Source organism: Micromonospora sp. NPDC005203 (assembly GCF_042872705.1).
GTDB lineage: Bacteria > Actinomycetota > Actinomycetes > Mycobacteriales > Micromonosporaceae > Micromonospora.
Genome location: NZ_JBIAKV010000007.1, coordinates 33,926 through 59,650, shown reverse-complemented (window position 1 = coordinate 59,650; position 25,725 = coordinate 33,926). Strand labels below are relative to the sequence as shown.

The following is a 25,725-nucleotide window of genomic DNA, read 5'->3' as shown; positions in this document are numbered from 1 at the left end:
GTGCGGCATCCGAGCGGGCGCTGTTCGTTGTACCGTACGCAGGGTTCACCCTGCTGAACAGGCTGCTGTTCGTCACCACGAACGCCGAACCGAGGAGCGGACACATGCCTGCGGAACCGGCCGCCCCGTTGGCCACCATCGCGGCCGCCCTGCGTCGGGAGCGGGAACGCGTGGGCATCTCACTGACCGAGCTCGCCCGCCGGGCGGGAGTGGCCAAATCCACCCTCTCCCAGTTGGAGTCGGGCACCGGCAACCCGAGCGTGGAAACACTCTGGGCGCTGGGCGTGGCGCTCGGCGTGCCGTTCAGCCGACTGGTGGAACCCGCCGACGACGCCGTCCGGGTGATCCGGGCCGGGGACGGCTCCCGGGTCCGCTCCGAGCAGGCCGACTTCGCCGGCACGCTGCTCAGCGCCGGGGCGGCGCACCTGCGCCGGGACCTCTACCTGATCGAGCTGGAGCCGGGAGCGGCCCGAACCGCGGACGGACACACCCCGCGCAGCATCGAACACGTGGTGGTCGCTGCCGGCCGGTTACGTGTCGGCCCCGAGACAACCCCGGTCGAGCTCGGACCCGGTGACTACGCGGCGTTTCCCGGCGACGCCCCGCACCGTTACGAGGCGCTCGCCTCCGGCACGTTCGCCGTCCTCATCCTCGAACATCCCTGACCGACCGAAGGGCGACGATCAGCCCGAGCCCGGCGGCCGTCGAATGCGGTAAGGTCGGAGACCAGGTTCGGTTATAGGACTAAATGCCGGAAACAGTACGGATAACGTTTGCCTCGTTGGCGGCACCACAGTGGCGGTGAGCGAGCCCACGCCGTTACCCTCCATCCGCAGCCACGGCCTGCCGGCCTGGGTGACCTGACCGGCACGCGAGGCCCCAGCACGACAATTTGCAACGAGGTGACAACGCCGTGAGCGAGCGGACGCGAGCCGGCCACCGGGGCGTGGCAGGCGGCGACCGGACGCCCGGCGACCAGTCCGCGGCGGCCGCGGACAGCTCACCTCCCGCGAGAGTCGGCCGAGTGGCCGGGTGTGGCGACGGGCGCGGCCGATGAACGGCAGCTACGCCGACCGGTGGTCCGACCCGAACGAGCCGGCCTGGGCGGTCGAACCGACCACCGAGTGGCACCCCCAGTACCCCGGCCAGCGCTATCCCGGCGACATCGGCGTGACCCACCAGCCGCCACCGCGCGGCCGGGCGACGGTGACCGGCCGGGCCGAGGTGCCGCCGCTCGCGCCCACCCGTCCGGACGGCACGTACCTCGGCCGGTCCTGGGCCGACGAACCGCCGGAGGAGCCGGCGGTCCACGGCCGATCCTGGGCGGACGACGAGCCGGGCGAGACACCGAGCTACGGCCGAGCCCGGGGCGACGCGCGCTCGGCCGACGCGTCCAGCTACGGCCGGAACGACAGCACCGACCCCCGCACCTACGACCATGAGCCGTACCGCAGGCCACTACCCGAACCGCCCCGGCGCGACGATCGCCGCTCCTCCGAGTCGGACCGGCGTACCGCCTGGTCCGACCGCCGGCCCGGCGACGAGCGAGGTCCGGCGCGGGAGGCCGCCTGGCACCGGGAACAGCCCTCCCCCGACCGGTACGACGGCCGACGCCAGCGGCCGGAGCCCACCGAACGGGACCAGGGCTACCCGGGCACGCCACCGGGCTCCCCCGCGCCCCGCTCCGATTCCGGTTGGACGCCCGAGCCGGACGACGTGCCGCGTCGACGCGGCACACACGAGCGACCGGCCGCCGGCTACGACCGCCACCCCGTCGACGGGTACGGCAGCCGTCCCATCCGGGACCACGACGGCCGGACGGCCGACGACCGGACCGCCGACGGAGCCGACCAGTGGGCACCCGTGGACGGCCGCACGCGATACCGCGCCGACGGTTACCCGGACCGGACCGGCGACGACGGTCGCCGCCCGGAACGGCGATACCGCGCGGACGAGGCAGCCGGCGCAGCGCCGTCGCCCAACGGGGGACGACGGCACCGGCCCGAGCCGGACCTGCCCGACCATCCCCGGCGCGACGACGATCGGCGTCGGCCCGACAGCGACCCGCGCCGCCAGCAGCCCCGCGAGACCGCGGCCCGCGCCGAGGCGTACCCGGACCGGCGTCCCCGCGAGGAGTCCCGACCGGACGCGTACCGCGAGGACGGACCTCGCGACCACGCGTACCGCGAGGAGCGGCCGTACGACAACGCGTACCGGGAGTCTCGTGCGCAGCCCGGCCCACGTCCGGACGGCACCCTGCCCTGGCCGCCGCCGGGTCCCGTGCGCCCGGACCGCACGCGGGAGCCGGGCCACCGGACCGACCCGCACCGCAGCGCGGACCCACACCGCGGCGCCGAGCCGGTCACCCCGTTGCGGCCGGACGCTCGGCCCGAGCGACAGGCGGTCACCCCGTCCCGCTACGAAGAGCGACAGGCTCGCCCGGCCGCCACGGCCCCGTCGACGGCCGGCCGTGCCACTCCGGTGCCCCCGCCGCCGTCACCGGTCTCCCCCGCCGCGCCCAACCGGGACCGACAGGCCCCGGCCGCTCCGGTCTCCCCCGCCCCGCCCAACCGGGATCGACAGGCCCCGGCCGCTCCGATCTCCCCCGCCCCCGACGTGCCCGTCTCGGGTCCACCAGCCGCACGCCTTCGGCTGGAGTACCTGCCCGCGCCCGACGAGCATTCGGAGGTGCCACCTCCGCCGGAGCGCCGGACACCTGGCGACCCGGCACCGACTGTCGGGGCACACCCCACCGCGCCGCCGCGTTACCCCGGCCCAGACACCACCGCCCGCCCGACAGACCAGCGGCGAGCCGGCGAGCCCACCCCGGAGCGCCGCCAGTTCGGCGACCCGTCGGGCAGCACGACCCCGACCGACCGCCGCCCGACGCCACACTCTCCCGACCGACCGGCCTCGGGGCAGCGCCCAGACTCCACAGACCAGCCGCGCCCCACGGAACGCCCGCACTCCACGGAACGCCCGCACCCCACGGAACGCCCGCACCCCACGGAACGCCCGCACTCCACGGGAGGCCCGCACTCCACGGGGCGGCCGCACTCCTCAGAGCGGCCGCACTCCCCGGAGCGGCCCGTCTCGGGGCAGCGCCCGGACTCGGCGGATCGGATGGCCCCTTCGGCGGACGCACGCCCGCCGGTCGCGCCGCCGCCCACCTGGCAGGTCCCGCACCCGGCGGCGACCCCACCCGCTCCGACGCCTGCCGCACCGGAGCCCCCGGACGCCGACGCGGCGGCACTCCCGCTCGCCCCTGGCACGCCACGCCGCTACGTACCGCCGCCGCCCTCGGAAGAACCGCTCGCCCCCGTTGGAGGCGCGGACGAGGTCGCGGGCGTTCGCGGGCCGGACGCGTGGTTCAGCCCCGCTCAGCCCGCCGACCCGGATCCGCGCGAGCCTGCGCCGGACCGGCAGTCGTCCGCGCCGGCCGACGGCGAGTCGACGGTCAGCGAGCCCGACCTGTCCGCGACACCGACCACAATGGACCACGACCCGGTGGATCGGGACCCGCTGGATCGGGACCCGCTGGATCGGGACCCGCTGGATCGGGACCCGCTGGATCGGGACCCGCTGGATCGGGACCCGCTGGATCGGGACCCGCTGGACCACGGCCCGCTGGACCACGACGCGTCGGCACCACCCACCGACGTCACTCACGAGCCGAGGGACGAGCACGGAGGCGGGTCGACACCGGCTGACGCTCCCGAGCCCGTGTCCACGCCACCCGCACGCCCGACCGTCGACTCCCGGGCCGACGACCCGCAGGACGATGCGCAGACGGCTGGCGGACCCACCACGGCGCCCGACGACCGACCCGTGTCCGGCGCACCCGCCACCGGGACGTCGCACCAGCAGGCAGAGGTCATCGCCGAGGTCGACCAGCCGATGGACACCGCTCAACTGGTCGAGGACACCGATCCCGTCGCGCACGACACCACTGTCGACGCCGAGGCGTACCTCTGGCCGTCCGAAGCCGAGGCCGATCCGCACGCCACCGCCTCGACGGACGGCTCGCGAACCCACGACTGGCTGGACGATTTGGCCCCACCGGCCCCGTCCGCGATGTCTGATGACAACGATGCACCGGTCTCGGGAGCACCGGTCTCGGCCGACCACACGCCGTCGACCCTGACGCCCGTCTCCGCACCCCCGGCACCTACGCCGCCCCTCGCAGCAGCACCGGTCTCCGCGCCACCAATCTCCGCAGAACCGGTGTCCGCCGCACCGGCGTCGGTGCCACCGCCCGTTTCCGCACCACCCGCCACCCCCGCGCCCGTGTCCGCGCCGCCCGCCGTCCTCGCGCCCGTGTCCGCGCCGCCCGCGTCGACAGAACCGGCCCACGCGCCGCCCATCTCCGAACCGCCCATCTCCGCACCGCCCGCGCCGACACAGCCGGCCCACGCAGCACCCGCGGCCAACGTTCCCGGCCCGAGGACCGGCCCGCGCGGCGAGGACGCGCCGGTCTCCGCACCACCCGGCGACACCGCACCGGCGGCGACCCGCCCCTCGCTGGCCGACCCGGGTGATCCGGAGCAGGTCCTCGCGGCGTACCGCTGGCGGTTGGACCCGATCACCCTGCGCGAGGAGTTGACCGAGCCGGACCACCTGCGGGCCATCCGGCGGCGGCTGACCGAGAAGCTGGGCTCGGCCAACGACAACCGCGCCCGGGCCCGGCTGCTCAGCCTGCGGGCGGTGGCCTCGCGGATCCTCGGCGACCTGGACGACGCGCTGGCCGACGGCCGGCTCGCCCTCACCTACGCCGAGGCGACCGGCGAGCTGCGCCGGACCTCGTTGGCCCAGGCCCGGCTGGCCCACGTCCTGCGCTGGCGGGGCAACTTCGCCGAGGCTGACCAACTCTTCACCCAGGCCAACTCGGTCGAGCTACCCGACCGGTTGCGGGCCGCACTTCATGAGCACTCCGGACGGTCGTGTTACGACCAGGGACGGCTCATGGAGGCCTGCCAGCACTTCGAGCAGGCGCTCGACCTGCGTGGCGCCGGCGACGCCGAACTGCTGGACCGGGTCCGGGTGGCTCTCGACGCGGTGGCCGTCCGAGCCACGGCCGACGGCTTCGGGCCGTACCGCCGGGGTCGGGACGAGGTGCTCGACCGGGACCGACCCCCGGTGCCGGAGCGGGACGGGCCGCTGTGGGGTTACACCGGCCAGGGCGGCGACCTGGTGATCCCCGCCCGCTACGCCGAGGCGCAGCCGTTCCACGACGGTCTGGCCTGGGTTCGCCGACCGGACACCGACCGGTGGTCGTTGATCAATCCGCTCGGTACGACGGTGATCCCGCCGTCCTACCGGACGGCGCACCCCTTCAGCGACGGCCTGGCCTGGGTGGTCGGCGAGGGCGGTTGGACGGCCATCGACGCGACCGGCGCGGTCCAGGTCGCGCCCAACTTCGCCGAGGTACGGCAGTTCCGCCGCGGGTTGGCCGCGGTGCGACGCGAGGGGTGGGGGGCGGTCGACCGGACCGGCCGGATCGTCGTGCCCACCCGCTACCACGGGTTCGTCACCGAGTTGGCCGACGGCCAGCGGGTCGACGGTTTCACCGACGAAGGGCTCGCCGTGGTGGACGTGGCGGGCCGGCGTGGGGTGGTGGATCGCACCGGCGCGGTGCTGGTCCCGCCGACGCACCCGATGCTGGTCATCCACCCGGTGGCGTTCCTGGTCGGCAGCGGCGGGCGGTGGGGTGCGCTGGACCGGCGCGGCGAGCCACTGATCGACCTGGTGCACCGCGATCGCGACGAGGTGTTGGCGGAGATCGATCGGCTGCTGACCGACGCCAACCCGGTGCTCTGAGCCGCCGTTCGACGATGGTGATCCACCGGGGCTAGGGTCGGTACATGGAATTCCGACACCTGGGCCGTTCAGGCCTGCTGGTCAGTGAAATCTCGTACGGCAACTGGATCACCCACGGTTCACAGGTCGAGGAGGACGGGGCGTTCGCCTGCGTCCGGGCCGCCCTCGACGCGGGGATCACCACCTTCGACACCGCCGACGTGTACGCCGGCACCCGGGCCGAGGACGTGCTCGGCCGGGCGTTGCAGAACGAGCGTCGCGAGGGCCTGGAGATCTTCACCAAGGTCTACTGGCCGACCGGGCCGGGCCGCAACGACCGGGGCCTGTCCCGCAAGCACATCATGGAGTCGATCAACGGCTCGCTGCGCCGGCTGCGCACCGACTACGTGGACCTCTACCAGGCCCACCGGTACGACTACAGCACCCCGCTGGAAGAGACGATGGAGGCGTTCGCCGACGTCGTGCACTCCGGCAAGGCGCACTACATCGGCGTCTCCGAGTGGACCGCCGAGCAACTGCGCGCGGCCCACCCGCTCGCCCGTGAGCTGCACATCCCGCTGGTCTCCAACCAGCCGCAGTACTCGATGCTGTGGCGGGTCATCGAGACCGACGTCGTGCCGGCCAGCGAGGAGCTGGGCATCGGCCAGATCGTCTGGTCACCGATGGCCCAGGGCGTGCTCTCCGGCAAGTACCTGCCGGGGCAGCCGCCGCCGGCCGGTTCCCGGGCCACCGACGAGAAGTCGGGTGCGAACTTCATCTCCCGGTTCATGAACGACGACGTGCTCACCCGGGTCCAGCAGCTCAAGCCCCTCGCGGAGCAGGCCGGGCTCAGCATGGCCCAACTCGCCGTGGCGTGGGTCCTGCAGAACCCGAACGTCTCGTCGGCGATCATCGGCGCGTCCCGCCCCGAGCAGGTGCACGACAACGTCAAGGCGGCCGGGGTGAAGCTCGACGCCGGGCTGCTCAAGGCCATCGACGAGATCGTCGAGCCGGTCACCGAACGGGACCCGGCGAAGACCGAGTCCCCCGCACAGCGTCCCTGACGCCGCTGCGGTCCGGCCGGCGCGAGATGGTCGCGCCGGCCGGACCGGATCAGCTCAGCCCGTGCCCGGTCAGCTCAGCCCGTGCCCGGTCAGCCCTGCCAGAAGCGGATCAGGTCGAGGCCGGTGGCGTAGAGCCAGGACGGCAGACCCAGGGCGTCGCCGATCGCGAAGACCGCGTCGAAGAACCAGCCACCGATGCGCGGGTTCCACAACAGCGCGAAGAGCAGCAGGAAGCCGTACGGGGCGAACAGGTCGTACATCTTGCGCCACTGCGGGTTGAGCCACGGCTGGATCATGTTGCCGCCGTCCAGGCCCGGCACCGGCAGCAGGTTGAGCACGCTGGCGGTGAGTTGCAGGAAGGCGAGCAGGGCCACGCCGGCCCAGAACTCCACCGGGCCGCCCGCCGACTCGGTGCCGATCCGCAGCACCGCCACCAACACCAGCGCGAACACCACGTTCGTCGCCGGGCCGGCGAGGCTGACCAGGGTGTGCCGCAGTCGACCCGGGATGGCGTGCCGGTCCACCCAGACCGCGCCGCCGGGCAGACCGATGCCGCCGAGCAGCAGCACCACCACCGGCAGCACGATCGACAGCAGCGGATGGGTGTACTTCAACGGGTTGAGCGTCAGGTAGCCCCGGTGGGCGATGTCCCGGTCGCCGGCCCGGTAGGCGACCACCGCGTGGGCGTACTCGTGCAGGCACAGCGAGACCAGCCAGCCGGACACCACGAACAGGAACACGTTGAATCGGGCGTTGCCGTACTCGTTCCAGGCCAGCACCCCGCTCACCGCGAAGAGAGCGACCAGGCCGAGGAAGACCGGGCTGGGCCGAAACGCCGCCTTGGGCACGCCGAGCACCAGCCCGTCGGTGCCCGGCCGGTCGTAGGCCATCACTCGGCCGTGGGCAGCAGGCTCATCCGGTAGTCCACCCGGTCGTCCTCCACGAGTGCGACCGAGGTGACGCCGGACGCCGCGAGCTCCCGCCAGGTCTGACCGATCCAGGATTCGGCGTCGGCCTGGCTGCTGAACGACTCCGCCGGTCCCTCGACCGTCTGGCCGTCCGTGCCCTCGTACCGCCAGCTCCACGCCATGCCGCGTCTCCCCTCGCCGCTGATGTCCCCGTGGGACGAACCCTCGCAAGCGTAGTCGGCCCGGCGCGTGACGGCCGCTCGCTCGCCCCGGGCCAGATCATCCCGCCAGCGACGTCGAACCACCGCGACCCTCCGCGATCTTGCGCTTTCTGCCGCGACATAGGAGGCATTCCACGCATCCCGGCGACAGAAACTGCAAGATCGGCGGGGCGGGAGGCGGGGCGGGAGGCGGGGCGGGAGGCGGGGCGGGAGGCGGGGCGGGTTTTCGACCTTCGCTAGGGCTGGGGCGACGTGCCCGGACTCGGACGAGGCGAACTAAGGTACGGGCATGTCCGTAGACGGGTGGAACACGGTCCTGGTGCTCGGCGGTATCCGGTCTGGCAAGTCCGAGTTCGCCGAGTCCCTGGTCACCGACGCACCGGTGGTCCGTTACGTCGCCACCGCGCCCGAGGGCGACCCGGAGGACACCGAGTGGGCGACCCGGCTGGCGGCGCACCGCGCCCGACGGCCGGGCAGTTGGACCACCGAGGAGACCACCGAGGACCCGCGCCGGCTGGCTGACGTGCTCGCCTCCACCGAGCCCAACGAGACGCTGCTCGTCGACGACCTGGGCGGCTGGGTGACGGTGCTGCTCGACCCGGATTACCAGCCTGCCGACGACGTGGCGACGATCGCCGAGCTGGCCGAGGCGATCCGCACCTGCTCGGCCCGGGTGGTGCTGGTGAGCCCCGAGGTGGGGCTGTCGCTGGTGCCGACCACCCCGCTGGGTCGGGCGTTCACCGACGCGTTGGGCGCTGCCAACCGCGCGGTCGCCGACGCCTGCGACGCGGTGGTGCTCGTGGTCGCCGGCCAGCCGGTCTGGCTGAAGCCGGCCGCCAGCGCGACCGCCCCCGCGGCCCCCGCCAGCGCGAGCGTCCCGGCCACCCTCGGGGGCACCGCCGTCCCGGCCACCACCACCAACAGCGCCGCCGTCCCGGCCGCTGCCAACAGCACCGCCACCAACAGCGCGACCGCACCGGCCATCCCGGGCAGCCTGGCCGACGCCGAACCCACCCCCGAGGTGCAGCTGCCCGACGTGCTGACCCACAAGCCGCCGGTCGTGCCGAACCAGGAGCCCGGCAACCCCTGGGCGGCCCCGACCATGGCGCTGCCGATGGTGGCCACCGGGCTGGTCATCCAGCCGGGCATGGAGCTGCCGATGCCCGACGAGTACGCGGGCCCGCAGGCGGTGGACCGACTGGCCACGCTGGACGTACCGGGCGCCGGGCTGGGCGTGCTGGACCGGGTGGTCGGTTTCGCCGCCGCCACCCAGGGCACCGTCACCCCCCAGGCCTGGGGGTCGGTGCGGGTGTTGCTGCTGCACGGCGACCACGCCGGCGGGGCGTCGGCCGGCACGGTCGCCGGTGAGTCGGCGCGGCGGGCCGCGCAGGCCCGCGCCGGCCGGGGCGCGTTGGCGCGACTCGCCGCCGAGAGTGGGGCCAGCCTTCAGGTGGTGGACACTCCCGCCGCCGCCCCGATGGAGGACCAGCCGGCGCTCTCGCTCGACCAGGTGGAGTCCGCGCTGCGCTACGGCTGGCGGCTCGCCGAGCAGGCCGCCGACGCCGGCGTACAGCTGCTGGTGCTGGGGGCGTGCGGAGCCGGCACCGAGGCGGCGGCCGCGGCGGTGCTCGCGGCGACCGCGGGCGCGGAGCCGCCCGCCGTGCTGGGCCGGGTCATCACCGACTCCGGCGAGATCGACGACGCAGCGTGGATGGTCCGCTGCGCGGCGGTCCGCGACGCGCTGCACCGCACCCGCCGCTCGTCGCGCGGGGCCAAGGACATCCTGGCCGAGCTGGGCGGCGGCGACGTGGCCGTGGCCAGCGGTGTGCTGCTCGGCGCCACCGCCCGCCGGGTGCCGGTGCTGCTCGACGGGCCGGTCGGGCTGGCCGCCGGCATGGTCAGCCGCGATCTGGCCGGACAGGCCCGGCACTGGTGCCTGCTCGCCGACCACGGCGGTCACCCGGCGGTGCGGCTCGCCGCCGACGTGCTCGGCCTCACTCCCCTGCTCGACCTGCGAATGGATCTCGGCGAGGGCGCGAACGCCCTTGTCGCGCTCCCGCTGCTGCGCTCGGTGCTCGCCCTGGCCGCCGCCCTGCCGGTCCACCCGTCGCTCGGCGGCGACGACGACCCGAACCCGGACGCCGACGCGCCGGACCACCTCGACGAGACCCTCGACGAGTCCGACTTCGCCGAGCCGGAGCCGGCCGGTCCAGGCCCGGCCAGCACCGGGGCGGACGAGCAGCCGGCGTCGGGTTGGCGTGCCGGCTGAGTCGCGGCTCCTCGCGGGAACCCGGCTGGCGCTCACCACGTTCAGCACGCTGCCGGTGCGGGCCGGGCGGATCGACCGCCCGGTCGCCGGCACCGCGATGGCACTCGCCCCGGCCGTCGGCGCGCTGCTCGGCGCCCTGCTGGCGGGTGCGCTGCTGCTGACCGGCGCGTTCGCTCCGCCACTGGTGGCCGCGGGTGTGACGGTCGGCGTGGGCGCGTTGCTCACCCGCGGGCTACACCTGGACGGGCTGGCCGACACCGTGGACGCGCTCGGCTCGTACCGGCGGGGGGCGGCCGCACTGGAGATCATGAAGAAGCCGGACGTCGGCCCGTTCGGAGTCGTCGCCCTGGTGGTCGTACTCCTGGTGCAGGCTGCCGTGCTGGCCGACCTGGTGGGACGGTCCGGGCCGGCGTGTCTCGCGGCCGTGGTCGCGGCGAGCGCCGCCGGGCGGTTCGGCGTCACGGTGGCGTGCCGTCGGGGAGTGCCGGCCGCCCGACCGGACGGCCTCGGCGCGCTGGTCGCGGGCACGGTCGGTCCGGTGGCACTGGCCGTCGGCGCGGTCGCCGTCGCAATCCTGGCCGTGCCCGCGGTGCCGGGCCGTCCATGGCAGGGGCCGCTGGCCGTCGTCGCCGCACTCGCCGTCGCGCTCGCGCTGCTGACCCACGTGGTACGCCGGCTCGGCGGGATCACCGGCGACGTGCTCGGCGCGACCGTCGAGGTGGTCACCACGCTGGTCTACCTGGGTCTGGTGCTGTCCGCCTGAACCGGGCGCGGCGGGCCGGGTAGCGTTCGGCTCGACAGCACCGGCACGGCCACCGGGGGACCCAGCATGCTCATCACGGACGACTTCCTGCCCGTACCGGTGCCGGAGTCGCTCAGCGCGACCTACCTGGTGCCGATGGCGGGGCTGCCGAAGGTCAGCGCGAAGACCGCGGTGGCGGCGCTGAGCGGCCGGCTGGCCGAGCCGGTGCACGGGCTGGCCCGGCAGATGCTGGACAGCCCGCTGATGAGCGTCGACACCCGGCCGATCGCCGATTTTCCCGAGCTGCCGCCGGATCTGCTCACCGCGTTCGGCGCCACCGAGGAGCAGTTGGCCCGGCTGGCCGCGGCGACCCACCTGGTGGTCGTGCAGGCCGAGTACCGGCCCGGTTGGCCGCCCGCGCACGAGTGGGCGGCCCGCGCGGTCGCGGCCGCGGTGGCGGAATCCGTCGACAGCGACGTCGTGGACGTCTTCGGCTTGCAGTTCCTCGACCCGGCGACCGCGCTGCGCTCCCTCCCCGACGAGCAGGGCCGCATCCGACTTGTCGACTGGGTGCTGGTGCCCTACTCCTCGGACAGCGAAGGGCTGTGGTTCACCACCAAGGGACTGCGCCGCTTCGGGCTGCTGGAGTTGCAGACCCAGGGGGTGCCCGACCACCTCACCCGCGCCTGGGGTGCGGTGATGACCGGGGCGGCCCGGCGGTTGCTGCGGGACTGGACCGACGGGCTCACCGGCGAGGAGGTGCCGGCGTTCGTGCAACTGCCGGTGCTGGCCACCGTCACCGGGCACGACATCGCGGTGGCGTACGGCAATCCGGAGCAGCACGGCGCCACGGCCCCGGTGCTGCTGCGCCTGGAACTGGACCCGGCGACCGACCCGGAGGCCGACTCGTTCCTGAGCCTGCGCCCGCCGGCCGGGCACCGGGGTCCGGACGGGCGCTACTTCGCCGCCGCCTGCGCCACCCTGTTCTCCGGAATCCAGCCGGACGTGCGCTACGCCCGCTCCGGTGACGCGATGAGCCGGGCGGTCGCCACCGCGCAGGCGGCGCTGGGCGAGGCGCGGGCCCGGTTCGTGGCCGGTCAGCTGCCCGCCGAGTCGCAGTTGGTGGTCAAGTACGGCCTGCCCGGCGACGACGGTCCGGAGTACGTCTGGGCGGGCGTGACCTCGTGGGAGACCCCGGAACGGATCGTCGGCGTGAGCGCCAGCGATGCCAGCACCGACCCCGGCGTGCGGATCGGCGCCCCGGTCGTGGTGCAGGCCACCGATGTTGTCGACTGGGCCATCCTGGATGCGACAGGCGTCATAGAGGGCGGCTGGACGCAGGCAGTCCTGGACTCCGGCGAACCCCCAACCCCAACCCGCTGACCGCCCCACCCTCGTTGATCAAGAGGTTTGCGTCAGAATCCGGTCCGAACCTGACGCAAACCTCTTGATCACCCGGGCGATGCCGGGGGCGGGGGTGGGTGGGGTCAGCGGACTGAGGGGGTTACGAAGGGGGGTTTGGTTACTGTCAGGCGGGCTCGGCGGCCGCGGATGTCGATCTCGACCTCGTCGCCTTCGGACAGGTTCGCGTCCGTGTCCAGCAGGGCCAGCGCGATGCCCTGCCTGCGGGTCGGCGAGAAGGTGCCGCTGGTCACCTCGCCCACCTGCTTGTCGCCCACGTGCAGGGTCATCCCCGGGCGCGGAATGGCCCGGTCGACGGCGACCAGGCCGCGCAGCGTACGCCGGGGGCCGGCGGCCTTCTCGGCGAGCAGCGCGTCGCGGCCCCAGAAGGCCGGCTTGTCCCAACCGACGGCCCAGCCCGATCGGGCCTGCACCGGGGTGATGTCCAGCGAGAGGTCCTGCCCGTGCAGCGGATACCCCATCTCGGTACGCAACGTGTCCCGGGCGGCCAGCCCGCAGGCCCGCAACTCGAACGCCTCGCCTGCGGCGAACAGCGCGTCCCAGACGGTGACCGCGTGCTCCGCCGGCACCACCAGCTCGTACCCCAGCTCGCCGGTGTAGCCGGTGCGGCAGACGGTCAGCTCCACCCCGGCCAGGCTCGCCGCGGAGAAGCTCATGTAGCCGTGTTCGGTGGGCAGGTCGAGGGCGCCCAGCAGCTCCGCCGAGCGGGGACCCTGCACGGCCAGCACGGCGTACCCCTCGTGCTCGTCGGTGACGGTGACCTGCGCGGGCGCGGCGGCGCGCAACCGGCGCACCACCTCGGCGGTGTTCGCCGCGTTGGGGATGAGGAAGACGTGGTCGTCGGCGTACAGGTAGGCGATGATGTCGTCCACCACACCACCGGTGGCGTCGTCGCAGCAGAGCGTGTACTGCGCCCGGCCGGGACCGATCCGGCCCAGGTCGTTGCTGAGGCAGGAGTTGACGAAGTCGGCCGCGCCGGGCCCGCTCACCCGGGCCTTGCCGAGGTGCGACACGTCGAAGACCCCGACCCCGGTACGCACCGCGGTGTGCTCCTTGAGCACCCCGCCGCCGGCGTACTCCAGCGGCATCTCCCAGCCCCCGAAGGGGGCGAACTTGGCGCCGGCGGCGATGTGCCGCTCGTGCAGCGGGGAACGGCGCAGCCGGGTCGCGGCGGCGTCGAAGGTCACGTCGGTCATGGGTGGCAACTTACCGGGGGCAACGTCGCTGGTTAGCATCGGCGGGAGCCCGCTGGCGCTGTCGGCGGGACAGCCATGACGTTCGGCGGGTACGTTCCGCCGGAGACCTTCACCGCTGGTACGCGACGTCGCGACCGGCCCGGCCCGCCCGGAGTAGCTTCAGTGACATCACCCCGCACGACCAACCTGAGCCTGGTCGACACCGACCCGGCCGAGCTCGCCGTCGACGCGATCGTGATCGGCGTGCACAGCCAGACCGGAGAGCAGGGCGCCACCAGCGGCCTCGCCGGCACCCTGCTGCTCGCCAGCGGCGCGGAGAGCCTCGCCGCCGCGTTCGACGGGAAGCTGACCGAGACGCTGGCGCTGCTCGGCGCGACCGGTGGGCCGGGTGAGGTCATCAAGCTGGCCACGCTGGGCACCGTGACCGCTCCACTGGTCGCCGCGGTGGGGCTCGGCCCGGAGCCGTCGGGTGCCGCCCCGGCTCCGGAGACGCTGCGCCGGGCCGCCGGTTCGGCGATCCGGGCCCTGGCGGGAGCGCCCAGGGTCGCGCTGGCGATGCCGCTGCCGGACGACACGGACGCGTCGGCCGAGCTGCGCGCGGTCGCCGAGGGCGCGCTGCTCGGTGGCTACCGGTTCGCCGGTTACAAGACCCGGCCGCAGCCGACCCGGCGCGAGCCGGTGACCGAGGTGCTCATCGCGGTGCCGGACGCGGGCGACGCGGGCGCGCAGGCGGAGGTCACCCGGGCACAGGTGGTGGCGAGTGCGGTCCGGCTCACCCGGGACTGGGTCAACACCGCCCCGAACGAGCTGCGTCCGCCGTCGTTCGCCGACGCGGTCGCCGGTGCCGCCCGGGACGCGGGCCTCGGCGTCGAGGTGCTGGACGAGGCGGAGCTGGCCGCCGGCGGCTACGGCGGCATCGTGGCGGTCGGTCAGGGCTCGGAGGCCCCGCCGCGGCTGGTGAAGCTCACCTACACGCCGCAGGACGGCGGCAACGGCAAGCGGGTCGCGCTGGTCGGCAAGGGGATCACCTTCGACACCGGCGGCATCTCGATCAAGCCGGCGCAGGGCATGTGGGAGATGAAGTCCGACATGGGCGGCGCGGCCGCGGTGGGCGCGGCCATGCTGGCGATCGCCGCGCTGAAGCCGGCGGTGGCGGTCAGCGCCTACCTGCCGATGGCGGAGAACATGCCCTCGGGCACCAGTTACCGGCCGGGTGACGTGATCACCATGTTCAACGGCAAGCGGGTCGAGGTGCTCAACACCGACGCCGAGGGTCGGATGGTGCTGGGCGACGCCATGGCCCGCGCCTGCGCGGACGGCACCGACTACCTGTTCGAGACCTCCACCCTGACCGGCGGTCAGGTGGTCGCGCTGGGCAAGCGGGTGGCGGGCGTGATGGGGACCCCGGAGCTGTGCGAGCGGGTTCAGGTGGTCGGCGACGCGGTCGGCGAGCCGGCCTGGCCGATGCCGCTGCCCGACGACGTGCGCAAGGGCATGGAGTCCGACGTGGCGGACATCTCGCAGGTCAACGCCGGGATGGACCGGGCCGGTCACATGTTGCAGGGCGGGGTGTTCCTGCGCGAGTTCGTGGCCGACGGCGTGGCCTGGGCGCACATCGACATCGCCGGGCCGAGCTACCACTCCGGTGAGGCGACCGGCTACTGGACCAAGGGCGGCACCGGCGTCCCGGTCCGCACGCTGGTGCAGCTCGTCGAGGACGTCGCCGCCAACGGCTGATGATCCGCCGACCCGGGGCGTCCTCCTTCCGGAGGGCGCCCCGGTCGCGTTCAATACCGCTCGGGGCGGCGGGTACGCCGCCTCTTACCGCTCGGGGCGGCGGGTACGCCGCCTCTTACCGCTCGGGGCGGCGGGTACGCCGCCTCTTACCGCTCGGGGCGGCGTTTACGCCGCTCGTTGAAGTCGCGCATCCGCTGCGGGTAACCCATCAGCCGGACGTCGTACACCGGGATGCCCATCCGGTACGCGAAGCGCCGCGCACCGTCCGGGCCGTCGATGCGGCGCCGGGTCCACTCCCCGTCGTCGGCGATCAGGATGACAGTGGTCTCGGTCACCGTCGTCCGGGGCTCGATGAACGCCTCGACGCCGCGCCGACTCCGGATGAAGTTCTCCAAATGGTCCAGGTCGCCGCGACTCGCCGCACGGTCATGGCTCGGTACAGCCGCCTTTTTGCGGCGCCGGAACAAGCCCAACGGATCTCTCCCCCACCGTGCGTCATCGACAACGGTGCCAAGGGTACGTGTCGATGACGTGTCGTTGGGCACCTCGGTACGCACCCTGTGCCCGGTGGTGACAAGATGACCGAGGTGGGGTGTGTCTGTGTTACACCCCTGTGACCCCCCATTGCAGCGACGCGACCTGGGAGTTGGACGTGAGCGAGCCGAACGAAGCGACCTTCGACATTGTCATTCTCGGAGCTGGCAGCGGCGGCTACGCGACCGCGCTGCGCGCCGTCCAGCTGGGCCTGAAGGTCGCACTTGTCGAGAAGGGCAAGCTCGGGGGCACCTGCCTGCACAACGGCTGCATCCCGACCAAGGCGCTGCTGCACGCGGCCGAGATCGCCGACCAGGCCCGCGAGTCGGAGCAGTTCGGCGTGAAGGCCGAGCTGATCGGCATCGACATGGCCGGGGTCAACGCGTACAAGGACGGCGTGATCGCCCGGCTGTACAAGGGCCTGCAGGGCATGTTGAAGAGCAACAAGGCGATCACCATCATCGAGGGCCACGGCAAGCTGGTCGGCAAGAACGTGGTCGAGGTCGACGGCAAGCGCTACACCGGCCGCAACATCGTCCTGGCCTCCGGCTCGTACGCCAAGAGCCTGCCCGGTCTGGAGGTCGACGGCGAGCGGATCGTCACCAGCGACCACGCCCTCACGATGGACCGGGTGCCGTCGTCGGTGATCGTGCTCGGTGGCGGCGTGATCGGCGTCGAGTTCGCCAGCGTGTGGAAGTCCTTCGGTGTGGACGTGACGATCGTCGAGGCCCTGCCCCGGCTGGTCGCCGCCGAGGACGAGGAGTCGTCGAAGGCGCTGGAGCGGGCGTTCCGCAAGCGGAAGATCAACTTCAAGGTCGGCAAGCCGTTCGAGAAGGTCGAGAAGACCGAGAACGGCGTCAAGCTGACCATCTCCGGCGGCGAGACCGTCGAGGCCGAGCTACTGCTGGTCGCCGTCGGTCGCGGCCCGAACACCGCCAACCTCGGGTACGAGGAGCAGGGCGTGAAGATGGACCGCGGCTACGTGCTGACCGACGAGCGGCTGCGCACCAGCGTGCCGAACGTCTACGCCGTCGGCGACATCGTGCCCGGCCTCCAGCTCGCGCACCGGGGCTTCCAGCAGGGCATCTTCGTGGCCGAGGAGATCGCCGGGCAGACCCCCGCCGTCATCGACGAGGTCGGCATCCCGCGCGTCACCTACTGCGACCCGGAGCTGGCGTCGGTGGGTCTGACCGAGGCGAAGGCCAAGGAGCAGTACGGCGCCGACAAGGTCAAGACGTACAACTACAACCTGGGTGGCAACGGCAAGAGCCAGATCCTCAAGACCACCGGCTTCGTGAAGCTGGTCCGGGTCGAGGACGGCCCGGTGGTCGGCGTACACATGATCGGCGCCCGGGTGGGTGAGCTGATCGGCGAGGCCCAGCTCATCTACAACTGGGAGGCATACCCGGCCGAGGTCGCCCAGCTCGTGCACGCCCACCCGACCCAGAACGAGGCCCTGGGCGAGGCGCACCTGGCCCTCGCCGGCAAGCCGCTGCACTCGCACGCCTGATCACCCACAACCGCGGCGTCCGGCGACGGGCGAAGATCCCCCCAGGGGAATGAAGGAGTCTGGAGAACATGCCGGTATCGGTCACCATGCCCCGGCTCGGCGAGAGCGTCACCGAGGGCACCGTCACGCGCTGGCTCAAGCAGGAGGGCGACACCGTCGAGGTCGACGAGCCCCTGCTCGAGGTCTCGACCGACAAGGTCGACACCGAGATCCCGTCGCCCGCGGCGGGCGTGCTGAGCCGGATCGTGGTCGGCGAGGACGAGACCGCCGAGGTCGGCAGCGAGCTGGCGGTCATCGCCGGTGAGGGCGAGTCGACCGGCGGTGGCGAGGCCGCCCCGCAGGAGCAGGCCCCGGCCGAGTCGGTCGAGCCGGTCACCGAGCCGACGGCCGCCGCCGAGGGCACCGCCGACGAGGTGGCCCAGGACGAGGCCCCGGCCGAGGCGCCGGCTCCGGCCGCCGCCTCGTCGGGCGAGGGCACCGCGGTGAGGATGCCGGCCCTGGGTGAGAGCGTCACCGAGGGTACGGTCACGCGCTGGCTCAAGCAGGTCGGCGACACCATCGAGGTCGACGAGCCGCTGCTGGAGGTCTCCACCGACAAGGTGGACACCGAGATCCCGTCCCCGGTCGCCGGCACCGTGCTGGAGATCAAGGTCGCCGAGGACGAGACCGCCGCGGTCGGCGCCGACCTGGCGATCATCGGCGTTTCCGGCGCGGCCCCCACACCGGCGAAGCCCGAGCCGAAGCCCGAGCCGAAGGCGGAGGCGCCGACCCCGAAGGCCGCGCCGAAGCAGGAGCCGAAGGTCGAGGAGCCGACGCAGGGCGCCTCGTACAGCGAGCCGGCCGCGGAGACCGAGCGCTCGGCGCAGCCGGCGAAGACCGAGCAGGCTTCGCAGCCTGCCGCGCCGACGTCGACGCCGCCGCGCCCGTCCGCCCCCGCACAGGGTGGTGGCGAAGAGGCAGCCGGCTATGTCACTCCGCTGGTGCGCAAGCTCGCCAGCGAGCACGGTGTCGACCTGTCCTCGCTCAACGGCACCGGCGTGGGTGGCCGGATCCGCAAGCAGGACGTCCTCGACGCGGCCGAGAAGGCAAAGGCCGCCAAGGCCGCTCCCGCCGCCGCGCAGCCGGCCGCCGCACCGTCGGCCGCCCCGGCCAGGCCGGCCGCGAAGCCGCAGCCGAGCGGCAAGCGGGGCACCACCGAGAAGCTCCCCCGCATCCGTAAGGCGATCGCCAAGCGGATGCACGAGTCGCTGCACGAGATGGCGCAGCTCACCACGGTGGTCGAGGTGGACGTCACCCGGATCGCCAAGTTGCGGGCGCAGGCGAAGGACTCGTTCGTGCAGCGGCACGGCGTGAAGCTGTCCTTCCTGCCGTTCTTCGCTCTCGCCGCCGTCGAGGCGTTGCAGACGTACCCGATCGTCAACGCCCAGCTCGACCTGGACGGCGGCACGATCACCTACCCGGCGGCGGAGCACCTCGGCATCGCCGTGGACACCGAGCGGGGCCTCGTGGTGCCGGTCATCCACGATGCCGGTGACCTCAACCTCGGCGGCATCGCCAAGCGGGTCGCGGATCTGGCCGAGCGGACCCGGACCAACAAGGTCAGCCCGGACGAGCTGGCCGGGGCGACCTTCACGCTTACCAACACGGGCAGCCGGGGCGCGCTCTTCGACACCCCGATCGTGCCGACGCCGCAGTCGGCGATGCTCGGCACGGGTGCCGTGGTCAAGCGGCCGGTCGTGGTCAACGACCCGGACCTGGGCGAGGTCGTCGCGGTCCGGTCGATGGTCTACCTGGCCATGTCCTACGACCACCGGCTGATCGACGGTGCCGACGCGGCCCGCTTCCTGAGCGCGATCAAGGAGCGGCTGGAGGCCGGCAACTTCGAGGCGGAGCTGGGCCTGTCCTGATCCAGCGACAACGCCGAGAAGGGCGCCCCGGTCATCGACCGGGGCGCCCTTCCGTCTGCGCTCCTCAGCTCTTGAGCAGATCGGTCGAGACCTTCCAGAGCCGCTCGGCGGCCTGCGGGTCCAACGCGTACTCCGCGACGCCCGTCCGACCGCCGGGCGTGGCGGGGGCGGCCTCCTGACAATCCTCGAAGTAGCGCCCACCCACACCGTCGAGCAGCGGCGACGCGGCGACCAGCACCGAGGTGGCGGCACCCTGCTCGACGGTCTTCCAGGCCGCCGCGTTCCCGGCGCGCAACCGGTTCAGCTCCTCCTCGCTCACGTAGCGCTGGAGATTGGTCCGGATCGCGCCGGGCATCAGCGAGTTGGCCATGATGCCGTCGTCGCCCCAGCGGCGGCTCGCCTCCACGGCGAAGAGCACGTTTGCCGTCTTGGACTGCCCGTACGCCTGCCACGGCTCGTACTCCCGCCTGTCGTACTGGATGTCCTCGAAGACCACGGGTGAGCGCAGGTGGGCGGCGGAGCTGACCGAGACGATCCGGGCCCCGTCGGCGGCCGCGAGCGACGGGCGCAGCCCGGTGGCGAGCGCGAAGTGCCCGAGGTGGTTGGTGGCGAACTGCATCTCCCAGCCCTGCGGGGTCCGGCTCAGGGGCGCGGCCATGATGCCGGCGTTGTTGACCAGGATGTGCAGTGGTCCGTCCCAGTTGGCGACGAAGTCGGCGACGGATCCCTGGTCGGCGAGGTCGAGTGGCGCGACCATGACCCGGTCGTTGCCGGTGGTGCCGGTGATGTCGTCGGCGGCCTGGTGGCCGGCGTCGGGGTTGCGGACGGCCAGGGTGACCTCCGCGCCGGCGCTGGCCAGGGCACGGGCGGTCGCCACGCCGATGCCGGACGATCCGCCGGTGACGATAGCCCGCCGGCCGACGAGGTCCACGCCCCGGATCACGTCCGTGGCCGTAGAGGTATGGGCGAATGACGTGGTGATCGGGTTATTCGTCGTCATGATCCATCCTTGTCCAGGCTGGGGCGGACCGGCCGACCCGTCTGCCGGGGGCCGCTGGCGGCCATGATTCGGCCTCCGCCCCGGCAGGCGGCGCTCCGAAGCCGAATGACTGCCGGTCCAGGCGTTTTCCCGCCCCGGGCCGGAGGTAACGCTCGACCGCCCCGCCATTGCTGTTCGGGCCTTGGACCAGGCCGGACGCTGCCAGAGTGGGACCGTGGGCAGCTATCGGCGGGGTGGGCAACTGGGTCCTGCCGTCCCGATCGCCCCCGGGGCCCGGGTGGACAAGTTCGAGGTCTTCTTCGACCTGGTCTTCGTCTTCTCGTTCTTCATCATCACCCGGGCGACCGCCGCCAACATCTCCGGCCGACAGTTGCTGCACGCCGCTCTGGTGCTCGCCGTGCTCTGGTGGATCTGGGTGGTGCACAGCCTGGTCGCCACCCGGGTCCGGCTCGGCGAGGGCTACGTGCCGGTGCTCATGGTGATCGCGATGGTGGCCCTGTTCGCGTTCGCGCTGGCGCTGCCGCAGGCGTTCAGCGATCCGAAGGAGAGCGCGGGCGGCCCGATGCTGGTGGCCGTCAGCTACGTCGTGGTCCGGGCCGTCCACATGATCCTCTACCAGCACGTGGTGCGGGACAGCCCGCAGCAGCGGCGGCAACTGCGCCGCTTCGCCCCGGAGCTGGCGGTGAGCATCGTGCTGCTGCTGGCCGCCGCGTTGATCCCGCCGCGGATCACCGAGCCGGACGAGGCCGCGCTGATCCGCGACGCGTTGTGGATCTCCGTGGTGGTGGTGCAGTACGCCACCGGCTTCATCGTCGGCACCTGGGGCTGGGGAGTGACGAGTGCCGAGCACTGGACGGAGCGCTACGACCTCATTCTGATCATCGCGCTGGGTGAGTCCATCATCTCCACCGGAGTGGGTGGCAATCTGCTCGGCAAGCCGGTGACCTGGCCGGCGGTGGCGGCCGCGGCACTGGGCATCGTGATCACGGCCGCCCTCTGGTGGGCGCACTTCGACTTCGTCGGGCCGGCCGCCCGGATCGCCCTGCACGCGGCGGAGGGCGGCCCCCGGGTGGCCATGGCCCGCGACGCCTACGCGTACCTCTACCTGCCGATGATCGCCGGGGTGATCCTGTTCTCGATCGGCAACGAGGAGGTCCTGCACAAGATCACCGACCCGGCCGGCGGGATCGCCGAGCGGGTCGAGGGACCGGCCGTGCCGATGCTGTTCGGCGGGCTGGTCTGCTACTTCGCCGTCAACATGCTGTTCCAACTGCGGACGCTGCACACCGTCACCTGGACCCGGGTCGGCGTCATCGTGGTGCTGACGGCGGCCCTGCCGGTCGGGCAGCACCTGCCGGCGCTGGGGGCACTCACCCTCGCGACAGTGATCTGCGTGGCGCTGGTGGCCGTCGAGGTGATGGTGATGTCGGACTCCCGGCACGCGTTGCGGGCCGCCGTCTTCCAGGAGCGCACCACCCACGAGGCCCACGAGGCCGCCTGGCGTGCCCGCTGGCACGACGTCCGGGAGACCGACGAGCCCACCACCCCGTGATCGGTTCGGGACAGACCCCGGCGCAGCGTCGCGGTGTACCCGGCACGAAGGCCGTCGTGGGCATCAAGGCGCGGGGACAGCATGGGACAAACGTGCACCCGACCGGTTCACCGGCCGACCGGCTCGCTGGTCAGCGCGCTGAACGCGCTCACCGGCCGGCCCGGGACGACCGAGGAACTCCTCGGCCTGGCCGCGCCGCCGCGCGTCACCGGCTGACGGACGAGCCGATCGCGGGGGCGTGCTCGGCCTCCGGCACCGGCTCGGGCAGCCGCTCGTAGAAGCGGATCTTCTCCCGGAGGTGGTCGTACTGGCGCTGGAGCAGGCGCATCTGCTCCTCCACCCGTACCGCGTGCTGTTCCAGCAGCTCGCGTCGCTCGGCGACGGTGTGCTCGCCCTCCCGGGCCAGAGACGCGTAGCGGCACATCTGCGCGATCGGCATCCCGGTGTCGCGCAGGCAGCGGAACAGCACCAGCCAGCCGAGGTCGTCATCGGTGAAGACCCGCTGCCCGCCCGCCGTGCGATCCACCTCGGTGAGCAGGCCGATCTTCTCGTAGTACCGCAGGGTGTCCAGGCTGAAGCCGCTGCGGCGGGCGGCCTCCGAGGGGGCGTAACCGCTCATGTCGCCAGATCGTAGTGCTTGACCTGGAGTGCGCTCCAGGTTGGAGGCTGGTCGCCATGACGACGACACGGACGCTGGGACGCAGCGGCATCGAGGTGAGCGCCATCGGCATGGGGTGTTGGGCGATCGGTGGAACACTCTGGGGCGACGACCGACAGCCGTACGGCTGGGGTGAGGTGGACGACGACGAGTCGATCCGCACCATCCACCGGGCGCTCGACCTCGGCGTGACCCTGTTCGACACCGCGAGCAACTACGGTGCCGGGCACAGCGAGCGGATCCTCGGCCGGGCCCTGACCGGCCGGCGGGACAGCGCAGTGATCGCCACCAAGTTCGGCAACGTCAGCGAGGAGAGCACCCGGCGGGCGCTCGGCACCGACGCCAGCCCGGCGTTCGCGGTCCGCAGCCTGGAAGACTCGCTGCGCCGGCTCGGCACCGATCACGTCGACCTGTACCAACTGCACATCAACGAGCTGCCGGTGCCCGCCGCGCTCGACCTGGTCGACACCCTGGAGGGCCTTGTCGACCAGGGCAAGATCCGGGCGTACGGCTGGAGCACCGACAACCCCGCTTCGGCGGAGGCGTTCGCCGCCGCCGGTCGGCACTGTGCCGCGATCCAGCACGACGAGTCGGTGCTGCGCGACAACGCAGGGGTGCTGGCGGTCTGCGACAGCCACGACCTGGCCAGCCTCAACCGTGGGCCGCTGGCGATGGGGCTGCTCACCGGGTCGACCCGGGCGGTCGGGGCGGACGACGTGCGCGGGCGCGCGCCGGAGTGGCTGGAGTGGTTCACCGACGGTCGGCCGACGCCGCGCTGGGCGGCCCGGGTGGACCAGGTTCGGGCGGCGCTCACCGCCGACGGGCGGACCCTCGCGCAGGGCGCGCTGGGCTGGCTGCTGGCGCGTAGCTCGCGTACCGTCCCGATCCCCGGCCTGCGTACGGTGGCGCAGGCCGAGGAGAACCTGGCCACCCTGGCGCTCGGCCCGCTGAGCGCCGAGGCGTACGCCGAGGTGGAGCGCCTGCTCGCCGACCTGCGCCCGGCCCACGCAGCCTGACCCCGCAGGCCGGTCCGCGCGGCCGGACCACCTGTCGGCCCTCGCCCCGGGCCTCGTCAGCGAAAGTCGTCCGCGTGCTCGGCGGCCCACTGCCGGAACGTACGCCCGGGGCGTCCGGTCACCTGCTCGACGTCCGGGGCGACCCAGCCGCTGTCCTCGGCATAGCTACCCATCTCCAGGAACCACTCGATCACCTCGGTCGGGTAGAGGTCCTTCCAGTGCTCGCGGGCCTGCTCCGGGGTCAGTTCGTCGAAGCGCACCGGGCGGCCTACCGCCTCGCCGATCATCCGGACCGCGTCCCGGCGGCGGACCGGTTCCGGCCCGGTCGGCTGGTACACCCGGCCGGCGTGGCCGTCCTCGGTCAGCGCGGCCACGATGACCGCGGCGATGTCCGCCTCGTGGACCAGCGCGCTGTTCCAGTCCCCGAACGGCGCCCGCACCACCCCCTCGGTGCGGATGTCGGCGGCCCAATCGCGGGTGTTCGCCATGAACTCGCCCGGGAAGACGTGCGTCCACTCCAGGCCCGAACTCTCGACGGCCCGGTGCAGCGGCCGGTGGGGTGCCTCGATCGGGTCGTCGTCCGCGCGGCTCGGATCGTTGTGGCCGAGGTGGGTGACCCGGCGGACGCCGGCCTGCCGGGCCAGCTCCAGGATCTCCGCACCGGTGCTCAGCGGCCCGTACCCGTCCATCGCCACCAGGTGCATCCGCGTCACGCCGCGCAGCGCGGCGACAAGCGTGTGGGGGCTGGCGAAGTCCCCCGCCACCACCTCCACCCCGGTGGGCAGCGCGGTGGCCGCCGGCGACGCGGGGTCGCGGGTCAGCGCGCGTACGTCGTGCCCGGCGCTGACCAGTTGCCGAACCAGGCTGCCGCCGACGGTCCCGGTCGCTCCGGTCACCAGGATCGGCATGGTTCCTCCTCAGTTTCGCCCGACGGCGGGCACGGCGAGCCGACCCCGCCAATCGGGAGCGCTCTCGGATGACTCATGGTCAGCCAGATCGATGCCGGAAGCAATCGTGAACACCGCATTCACGTTCGCTCTGACCTGCGGAAACGCGGTGACCGTCGAATCTGCGTGGAAGCCATTTTTCGGTGGGCGGGAGCCCGTTGACCTGCGTTTTCCAGGCGGCACCGCGTGGGGGCGCAGATTTCTTGCCGGAACACCCCCACCGTCGCCGACTCGACGCATCCGTCGGTGGCGCTGTGGACGAAGATGGGGGTATGCGCATCCTTCTGGCCGGCGCGTCCGGCTTCCTCGGCACCCGGCTGGCCGACCGGCTCACGGCGGACGGGCACCAGATCACCCGGCTGGTCCGTCGGTCGCCGCGCGATCCCCAGGAACGGCGGTGGGACCCGGCCGGAGGGCAGCTCGACCCGGCCGTGGTCGCCGAGGCGGACGCGGTGGTCAACCTGGCGGGCGCGGGCGTCGGCGACAAGCGTTGGAACGACGACTACCGGCGGTTGATCCGGACCAGCCGGGTGGACAGCACCACCATCCTGGCCGCCACCATCGCCGGGCTCCCCGCCGCCGACCGTCCCCGGGCGTTGCTCAACTCGTCGGCGGTGGGGTGGTACGGCAACACCGGCGACCGGGCCGTCGAGGAGGACGCGCCCGCCGGCGAGGGCTTCCTGGCCGACGTCTGCCGGGTGTGGGAGGCCGCGACCAGGCCGGCCGAGGACGCCGGGGTACGCGTGGTGCGGCTGCGCACCGGCCTGCCGCTGCACCGCGACGGCGGGTTGCTCAAGCCGCAGCTGCTGCCGTTCAAGCTGGGCATCGCCGGCCGGCTGGGCAGTGGCCGGCAGTGGCTGCCGTGGATCTCGATGACCGACTGGCTGGACGCGACCCGCTTCCTGCTGGACCACGACGACATCGCCGGCCCGGTCAACGTGGTGGGCCCGAACCCGGTGACGAACGCCGAGTTCACCCGGGAGTTCGCGCGGCAGCTGCACCGCCCGGCGATCATCCCGATCCCCGCACTGGCGCTCAAGGTGGCCCTCGGCGGCTTCTCACACGAGGCCCTGACCAGCACCAGAGTCCTCCCGGCAGTCCTCACCCGGGCCGGCTACCCCTACCACCACTCCGACCTGTCCAGCGCCCTGCACGCCGCCCTCAACGACTGACCAGCGCGTTGATCAAGAGGTTTGCGGCATCCGGGAGCCGGAATCTGACGCAAACCTCTTGATCAACGCGGCAC

Annotated in this window: 20 protein-coding genes; 13 read left to right on the top strand and 7 right to left on the bottom strand. The window is 73.1% G+C overall.

Translation table 11 applies throughout. From position 1 onward, the window contains the following. The first annotated feature begins 104 nt into the window (after positions 1–104). From ACFYPM_RS17485 to ACFYPM_RS17475, 3 genes are all read left to right on the top strand, one after another. Entirely contained in the window at positions 105–665 is a 561-nt protein-coding gene (locus ACFYPM_RS17485; RefSeq protein ID WP_387197526.1) for a helix-turn-helix domain-containing protein, read from the top strand. A gap of 388 nt (positions 666–1,053) precedes the next feature. After that, positions 1,054–5,817, top strand: a complete 4,764-nt coding sequence (locus ACFYPM_RS17480) for a WG repeat-containing protein (RefSeq protein WP_387197523.1) — start codon at positions 1,054–1,056, stop codon at positions 5,815–5,817. A 44-nt stretch (positions 5,818–5,861) separates the two neighbouring features. Continuing rightward, positions 5,862–6,860 carry an aldo/keto reductase family protein gene (locus ACFYPM_RS17475; RefSeq protein ID WP_387197520.1) on the top strand — a complete coding sequence of 333 codons (999 nt, stop codon included), beginning with the start codon at positions 5,862–5,864 and terminating at the stop codon, positions 6,858–6,860. Positions 6,861–6,949: 89 nt separating this feature from the next. On the opposite strand, the gene ACFYPM_RS17470 is transcribed toward ACFYPM_RS17475, so the two are convergent. Both ACFYPM_RS17470 and ACFYPM_RS17465 read right to left on the bottom strand, forming a co-directional pair. After that, a complete protein-coding gene (locus ACFYPM_RS17470) occupies positions 6,950–7,750 on the bottom strand; it encodes a site-2 protease family protein (RefSeq protein WP_387197517.1) in 801 nt (266 codons plus the stop codon). After that, a complete protein-coding gene (locus ACFYPM_RS17465) occupies positions 7,750–7,950 on the bottom strand; it encodes a hypothetical protein (protein WP_357010793.1) in 201 nt (66 codons plus the stop codon). The genes ACFYPM_RS17470 and ACFYPM_RS17465 overlap by 1 nt, the downstream gene beginning before the upstream one ends. Before the next feature lie 328 nt (positions 7,951–8,278). On the opposite strand from ACFYPM_RS17465, the gene ACFYPM_RS17460 reads away from it, so the two are divergent. The 3 genes from ACFYPM_RS17460 (at position 8,279) to ACFYPM_RS17450 (ending at position 12,383) form a co-directional block, all read left to right on the top strand. Further along, a complete protein-coding gene (locus ACFYPM_RS17460) occupies positions 8,279–10,258 on the top strand; it encodes a bifunctional adenosylcobinamide kinase/adenosylcobinamide-phosphate guanylyltransferase (protein WP_387197514.1) in 1,980 nt (659 codons plus the stop codon). Beyond that, positions 10,248–11,021, top strand: coding sequence for an adenosylcobinamide-GDP ribazoletransferase (locus ACFYPM_RS17455; protein WP_387197511.1), 774 nt, complete (start codon positions 10,248–10,250; stop codon positions 11,019–11,021). Before ACFYPM_RS17460 ends, ACFYPM_RS17455 begins: the two co-directional genes overlap by 11 nt. A 66-nt stretch (positions 11,022–11,087) precedes the next feature. Beyond that, the gene (locus ACFYPM_RS17450; protein ID WP_387197508.1) at positions 11,088–12,383 is read left to right on the top strand and encodes a DUF2314 domain-containing protein; all 1,296 of its coding nucleotides are present in this window, start codon (positions 11,088–11,090) and stop codon (positions 12,381–12,383) included. 104 nt (positions 12,384–12,487) lie between these two features. Here the strand turns inward: ACFYPM_RS17450 and gcvT are convergent, their stop codons facing one another. Beyond that, entirely contained in the window at positions 12,488–13,618 is a 1,131-nt protein-coding gene (gene gcvT, locus ACFYPM_RS17445; protein WP_387197504.1) for a glycine cleavage system aminomethyltransferase GcvT, read from the bottom strand. A 162-nt stretch (positions 13,619–13,780) separates the two neighbouring features. Here gcvT and ACFYPM_RS17440 point away from each other — a divergent pair, with 162 nt between their 5' ends. Continuing rightward, entirely contained in the window at positions 13,781–15,355 is a 1,575-nt protein-coding gene (locus ACFYPM_RS17440) for a leucyl aminopeptidase (protein WP_387197501.1), read from the top strand. 146 nt (positions 15,356–15,501) lie between these two features. Here ACFYPM_RS17440 and ACFYPM_RS17435 read toward each other — a convergent pair whose 3' ends face one another. After that, positions 15,502–15,828 carry a hypothetical protein gene (locus ACFYPM_RS17435; protein ID WP_357245075.1) on the bottom strand — a complete coding sequence of 109 codons (327 nt, stop codon included), beginning with the start codon at positions 15,826–15,828 and terminating at the stop codon, positions 15,502–15,504. A gap of 140 nt (positions 15,829–15,968) precedes the next feature. Here ACFYPM_RS17435 and lpdA point away from each other — a divergent pair, with 140 nt between their 5' ends. Next, complete coding sequence (lpdA, locus tag ACFYPM_RS17430; RefSeq protein WP_387197498.1) at positions 15,969–17,399, top strand: dihydrolipoyl dehydrogenase; 1,431 nt, start codon at positions 15,969–15,971, stop codon at positions 17,397–17,399. A 68-nt stretch (positions 17,400–17,467) separates the two neighbouring features. After that, on the top strand, positions 17,468–19,306 hold the full coding sequence (sucB, locus tag ACFYPM_RS17425; RefSeq protein WP_387197495.1) for a 2-oxoglutarate dehydrogenase, E2 component, dihydrolipoamide succinyltransferase: 1,839 nt from the start codon (positions 17,468–17,470) through the stop codon (positions 19,304–19,306). A gap of 64 nt (positions 19,307–19,370) precedes the next feature. On the opposite strand, the gene ACFYPM_RS17420 is transcribed toward sucB, so the two are convergent. Next, positions 19,371–20,306: an SDR family NAD(P)-dependent oxidoreductase gene (locus tag ACFYPM_RS17420; RefSeq protein ID WP_387197492.1), complete on the bottom strand. Its 936-nt coding sequence runs from the start codon at positions 20,304–20,306 to the stop codon at positions 19,371–19,373. Between the two features lie 214 nt (positions 20,307–20,520). Between ACFYPM_RS17420 and ACFYPM_RS17415 the strand changes: the two genes are divergently transcribed. Both ACFYPM_RS17415 and ACFYPM_RS17410 read left to right on the top strand, forming a co-directional pair. Next, complete coding sequence (locus ACFYPM_RS17415; RefSeq protein WP_387197489.1) at positions 20,521–21,858, top strand: low temperature requirement protein A; 1,338 nt, start codon at positions 20,521–20,523, stop codon at positions 21,856–21,858. An 81-nt stretch (positions 21,859–21,939) separates the two neighbouring features. Then, positions 21,940–22,074, top strand: coding sequence for a hypothetical protein (locus ACFYPM_RS17410; RefSeq protein ID WP_387197486.1), 135 nt, complete (start codon positions 21,940–21,942; stop codon positions 22,072–22,074). Here ACFYPM_RS17410 and ACFYPM_RS17405 read toward each other — a convergent pair. Then, on the bottom strand, positions 22,064–22,477 hold the full coding sequence (locus ACFYPM_RS17405; protein ID WP_387197483.1) for a MerR family transcriptional regulator: 414 nt from the start codon (positions 22,475–22,477) through the stop codon (positions 22,064–22,066). The genes ACFYPM_RS17410 and ACFYPM_RS17405 overlap by 11 nt on opposite strands. Before the next feature lie 56 nt (positions 22,478–22,533). Here ACFYPM_RS17405 and ACFYPM_RS17400 point away from each other — a divergent pair, with 56 nt between their 5' ends. Further along, positions 22,534–23,532 (top strand): aldo/keto reductase, encoded by a 999-nt coding sequence (locus ACFYPM_RS17400; RefSeq protein WP_387197480.1) that lies wholly within the window; start codon positions 22,534–22,536, stop codon positions 23,530–23,532. Positions 23,533–23,588: 56 nt separating this feature from the next. Here ACFYPM_RS17400 and ACFYPM_RS17395 read toward each other — a convergent pair whose 3' ends face one another. Further along, entirely contained in the window at positions 23,589–24,440 is an 852-nt protein-coding gene (locus ACFYPM_RS17395; RefSeq protein ID WP_387197477.1) for an NmrA family NAD(P)-binding protein, read from the bottom strand. A gap of 311 nt (positions 24,441–24,751) precedes the next feature. Here ACFYPM_RS17395 and ACFYPM_RS17390 point away from each other — a divergent pair, with 311 nt between their 5' ends. Continuing rightward, a complete protein-coding gene (locus ACFYPM_RS17390; protein ID WP_387197474.1) occupies positions 24,752–25,651 on the top strand; it encodes a TIGR01777 family oxidoreductase in 900 nt (299 codons plus the stop codon). Positions 25,652–25,725 lie beyond the last annotated feature (74 nt).

What these genes read in the sequence shown, in the direction of transcription:
- ACFYPM_RS17460 (WP_387197514.1), top strand. Translation starts at nt 8,279, where the DNA reads ATGTCCGTAGACGGGTGGAACACGGTCCTGGTGCTCGGCGGTATCCGG.
- ACFYPM_RS17400 (WP_387197480.1), top strand. Translation starts at nt 22,534, where the DNA reads ATGACGACGACACGGACGCTGGGACGCAGCGGCATCGAGGTGAGCGCC.
- ACFYPM_RS17465 (WP_357010793.1), bottom strand. Translation starts at nt 7,950, where the DNA reads ATGGCGTGGAGCTGGCGGTACGAGGGCACGGACGGCCAGACGGTCGAG.
- gcvT (WP_387197504.1), bottom strand. Translation starts at nt 13,618, where the DNA reads ATGACCGACGTGACCTTCGACGCCGCCGCGACCCGGCTGCGCCGTTCC.
- ACFYPM_RS17485 (WP_387197526.1), top strand. Translation starts at nt 105, where the DNA reads ATGCCTGCGGAACCGGCCGCCCCGTTGGCCACCATCGCGGCCGCCCTG.
- ACFYPM_RS17475 (WP_387197520.1), top strand. Translation starts at nt 5,862, where the DNA reads ATGGAATTCCGACACCTGGGCCGTTCAGGCCTGCTGGTCAGTGAAATC.
- ACFYPM_RS17395 (WP_387197477.1), bottom strand. Translation starts at nt 24,440, where the DNA reads ATGCCGATCCTGGTGACCGGAGCGACCGGGACCGTCGGCGGCAGCCTG.
- ACFYPM_RS17450 (WP_387197508.1), top strand. Translation starts at nt 11,088, where the DNA reads ATGCTCATCACGGACGACTTCCTGCCCGTACCGGTGCCGGAGTCGCTC.
- ACFYPM_RS17420 (WP_387197492.1), bottom strand. Translation starts at nt 20,306, where the DNA reads ATGACGACGAATAACCCGATCACCACGTCATTCGCCCATACCTCTACG.
- ACFYPM_RS17410 (WP_387197486.1), top strand. Translation starts at nt 21,940, where the DNA reads ATGGGACAAACGTGCACCCGACCGGTTCACCGGCCGACCGGCTCGCTG.
- sucB (WP_387197495.1), top strand. Translation starts at nt 17,468, where the DNA reads ATGCCGGTATCGGTCACCATGCCCCGGCTCGGCGAGAGCGTCACCGAG.
- ACFYPM_RS17470 (WP_387197517.1), bottom strand. Translation starts at nt 7,750, where the DNA reads ATGGCCTACGACCGGCCGGGCACCGACGGGCTGGTGCTCGGCGTGCCC.
- ACFYPM_RS17480 (WP_387197523.1), top strand. Translation starts at nt 1,054, where the DNA reads ATGAACGGCAGCTACGCCGACCGGTGGTCCGACCCGAACGAGCCGGCC.
- ACFYPM_RS17405 (WP_387197483.1), bottom strand. Translation starts at nt 22,477, where the DNA reads ATGAGCGGTTACGCCCCCTCGGAGGCCGCCCGCCGCAGCGGCTTCAGC.
- ACFYPM_RS17390 (WP_387197474.1), top strand. Translation starts at nt 24,752, where the DNA reads ATGCGCATCCTTCTGGCCGGCGCGTCCGGCTTCCTCGGCACCCGGCTG.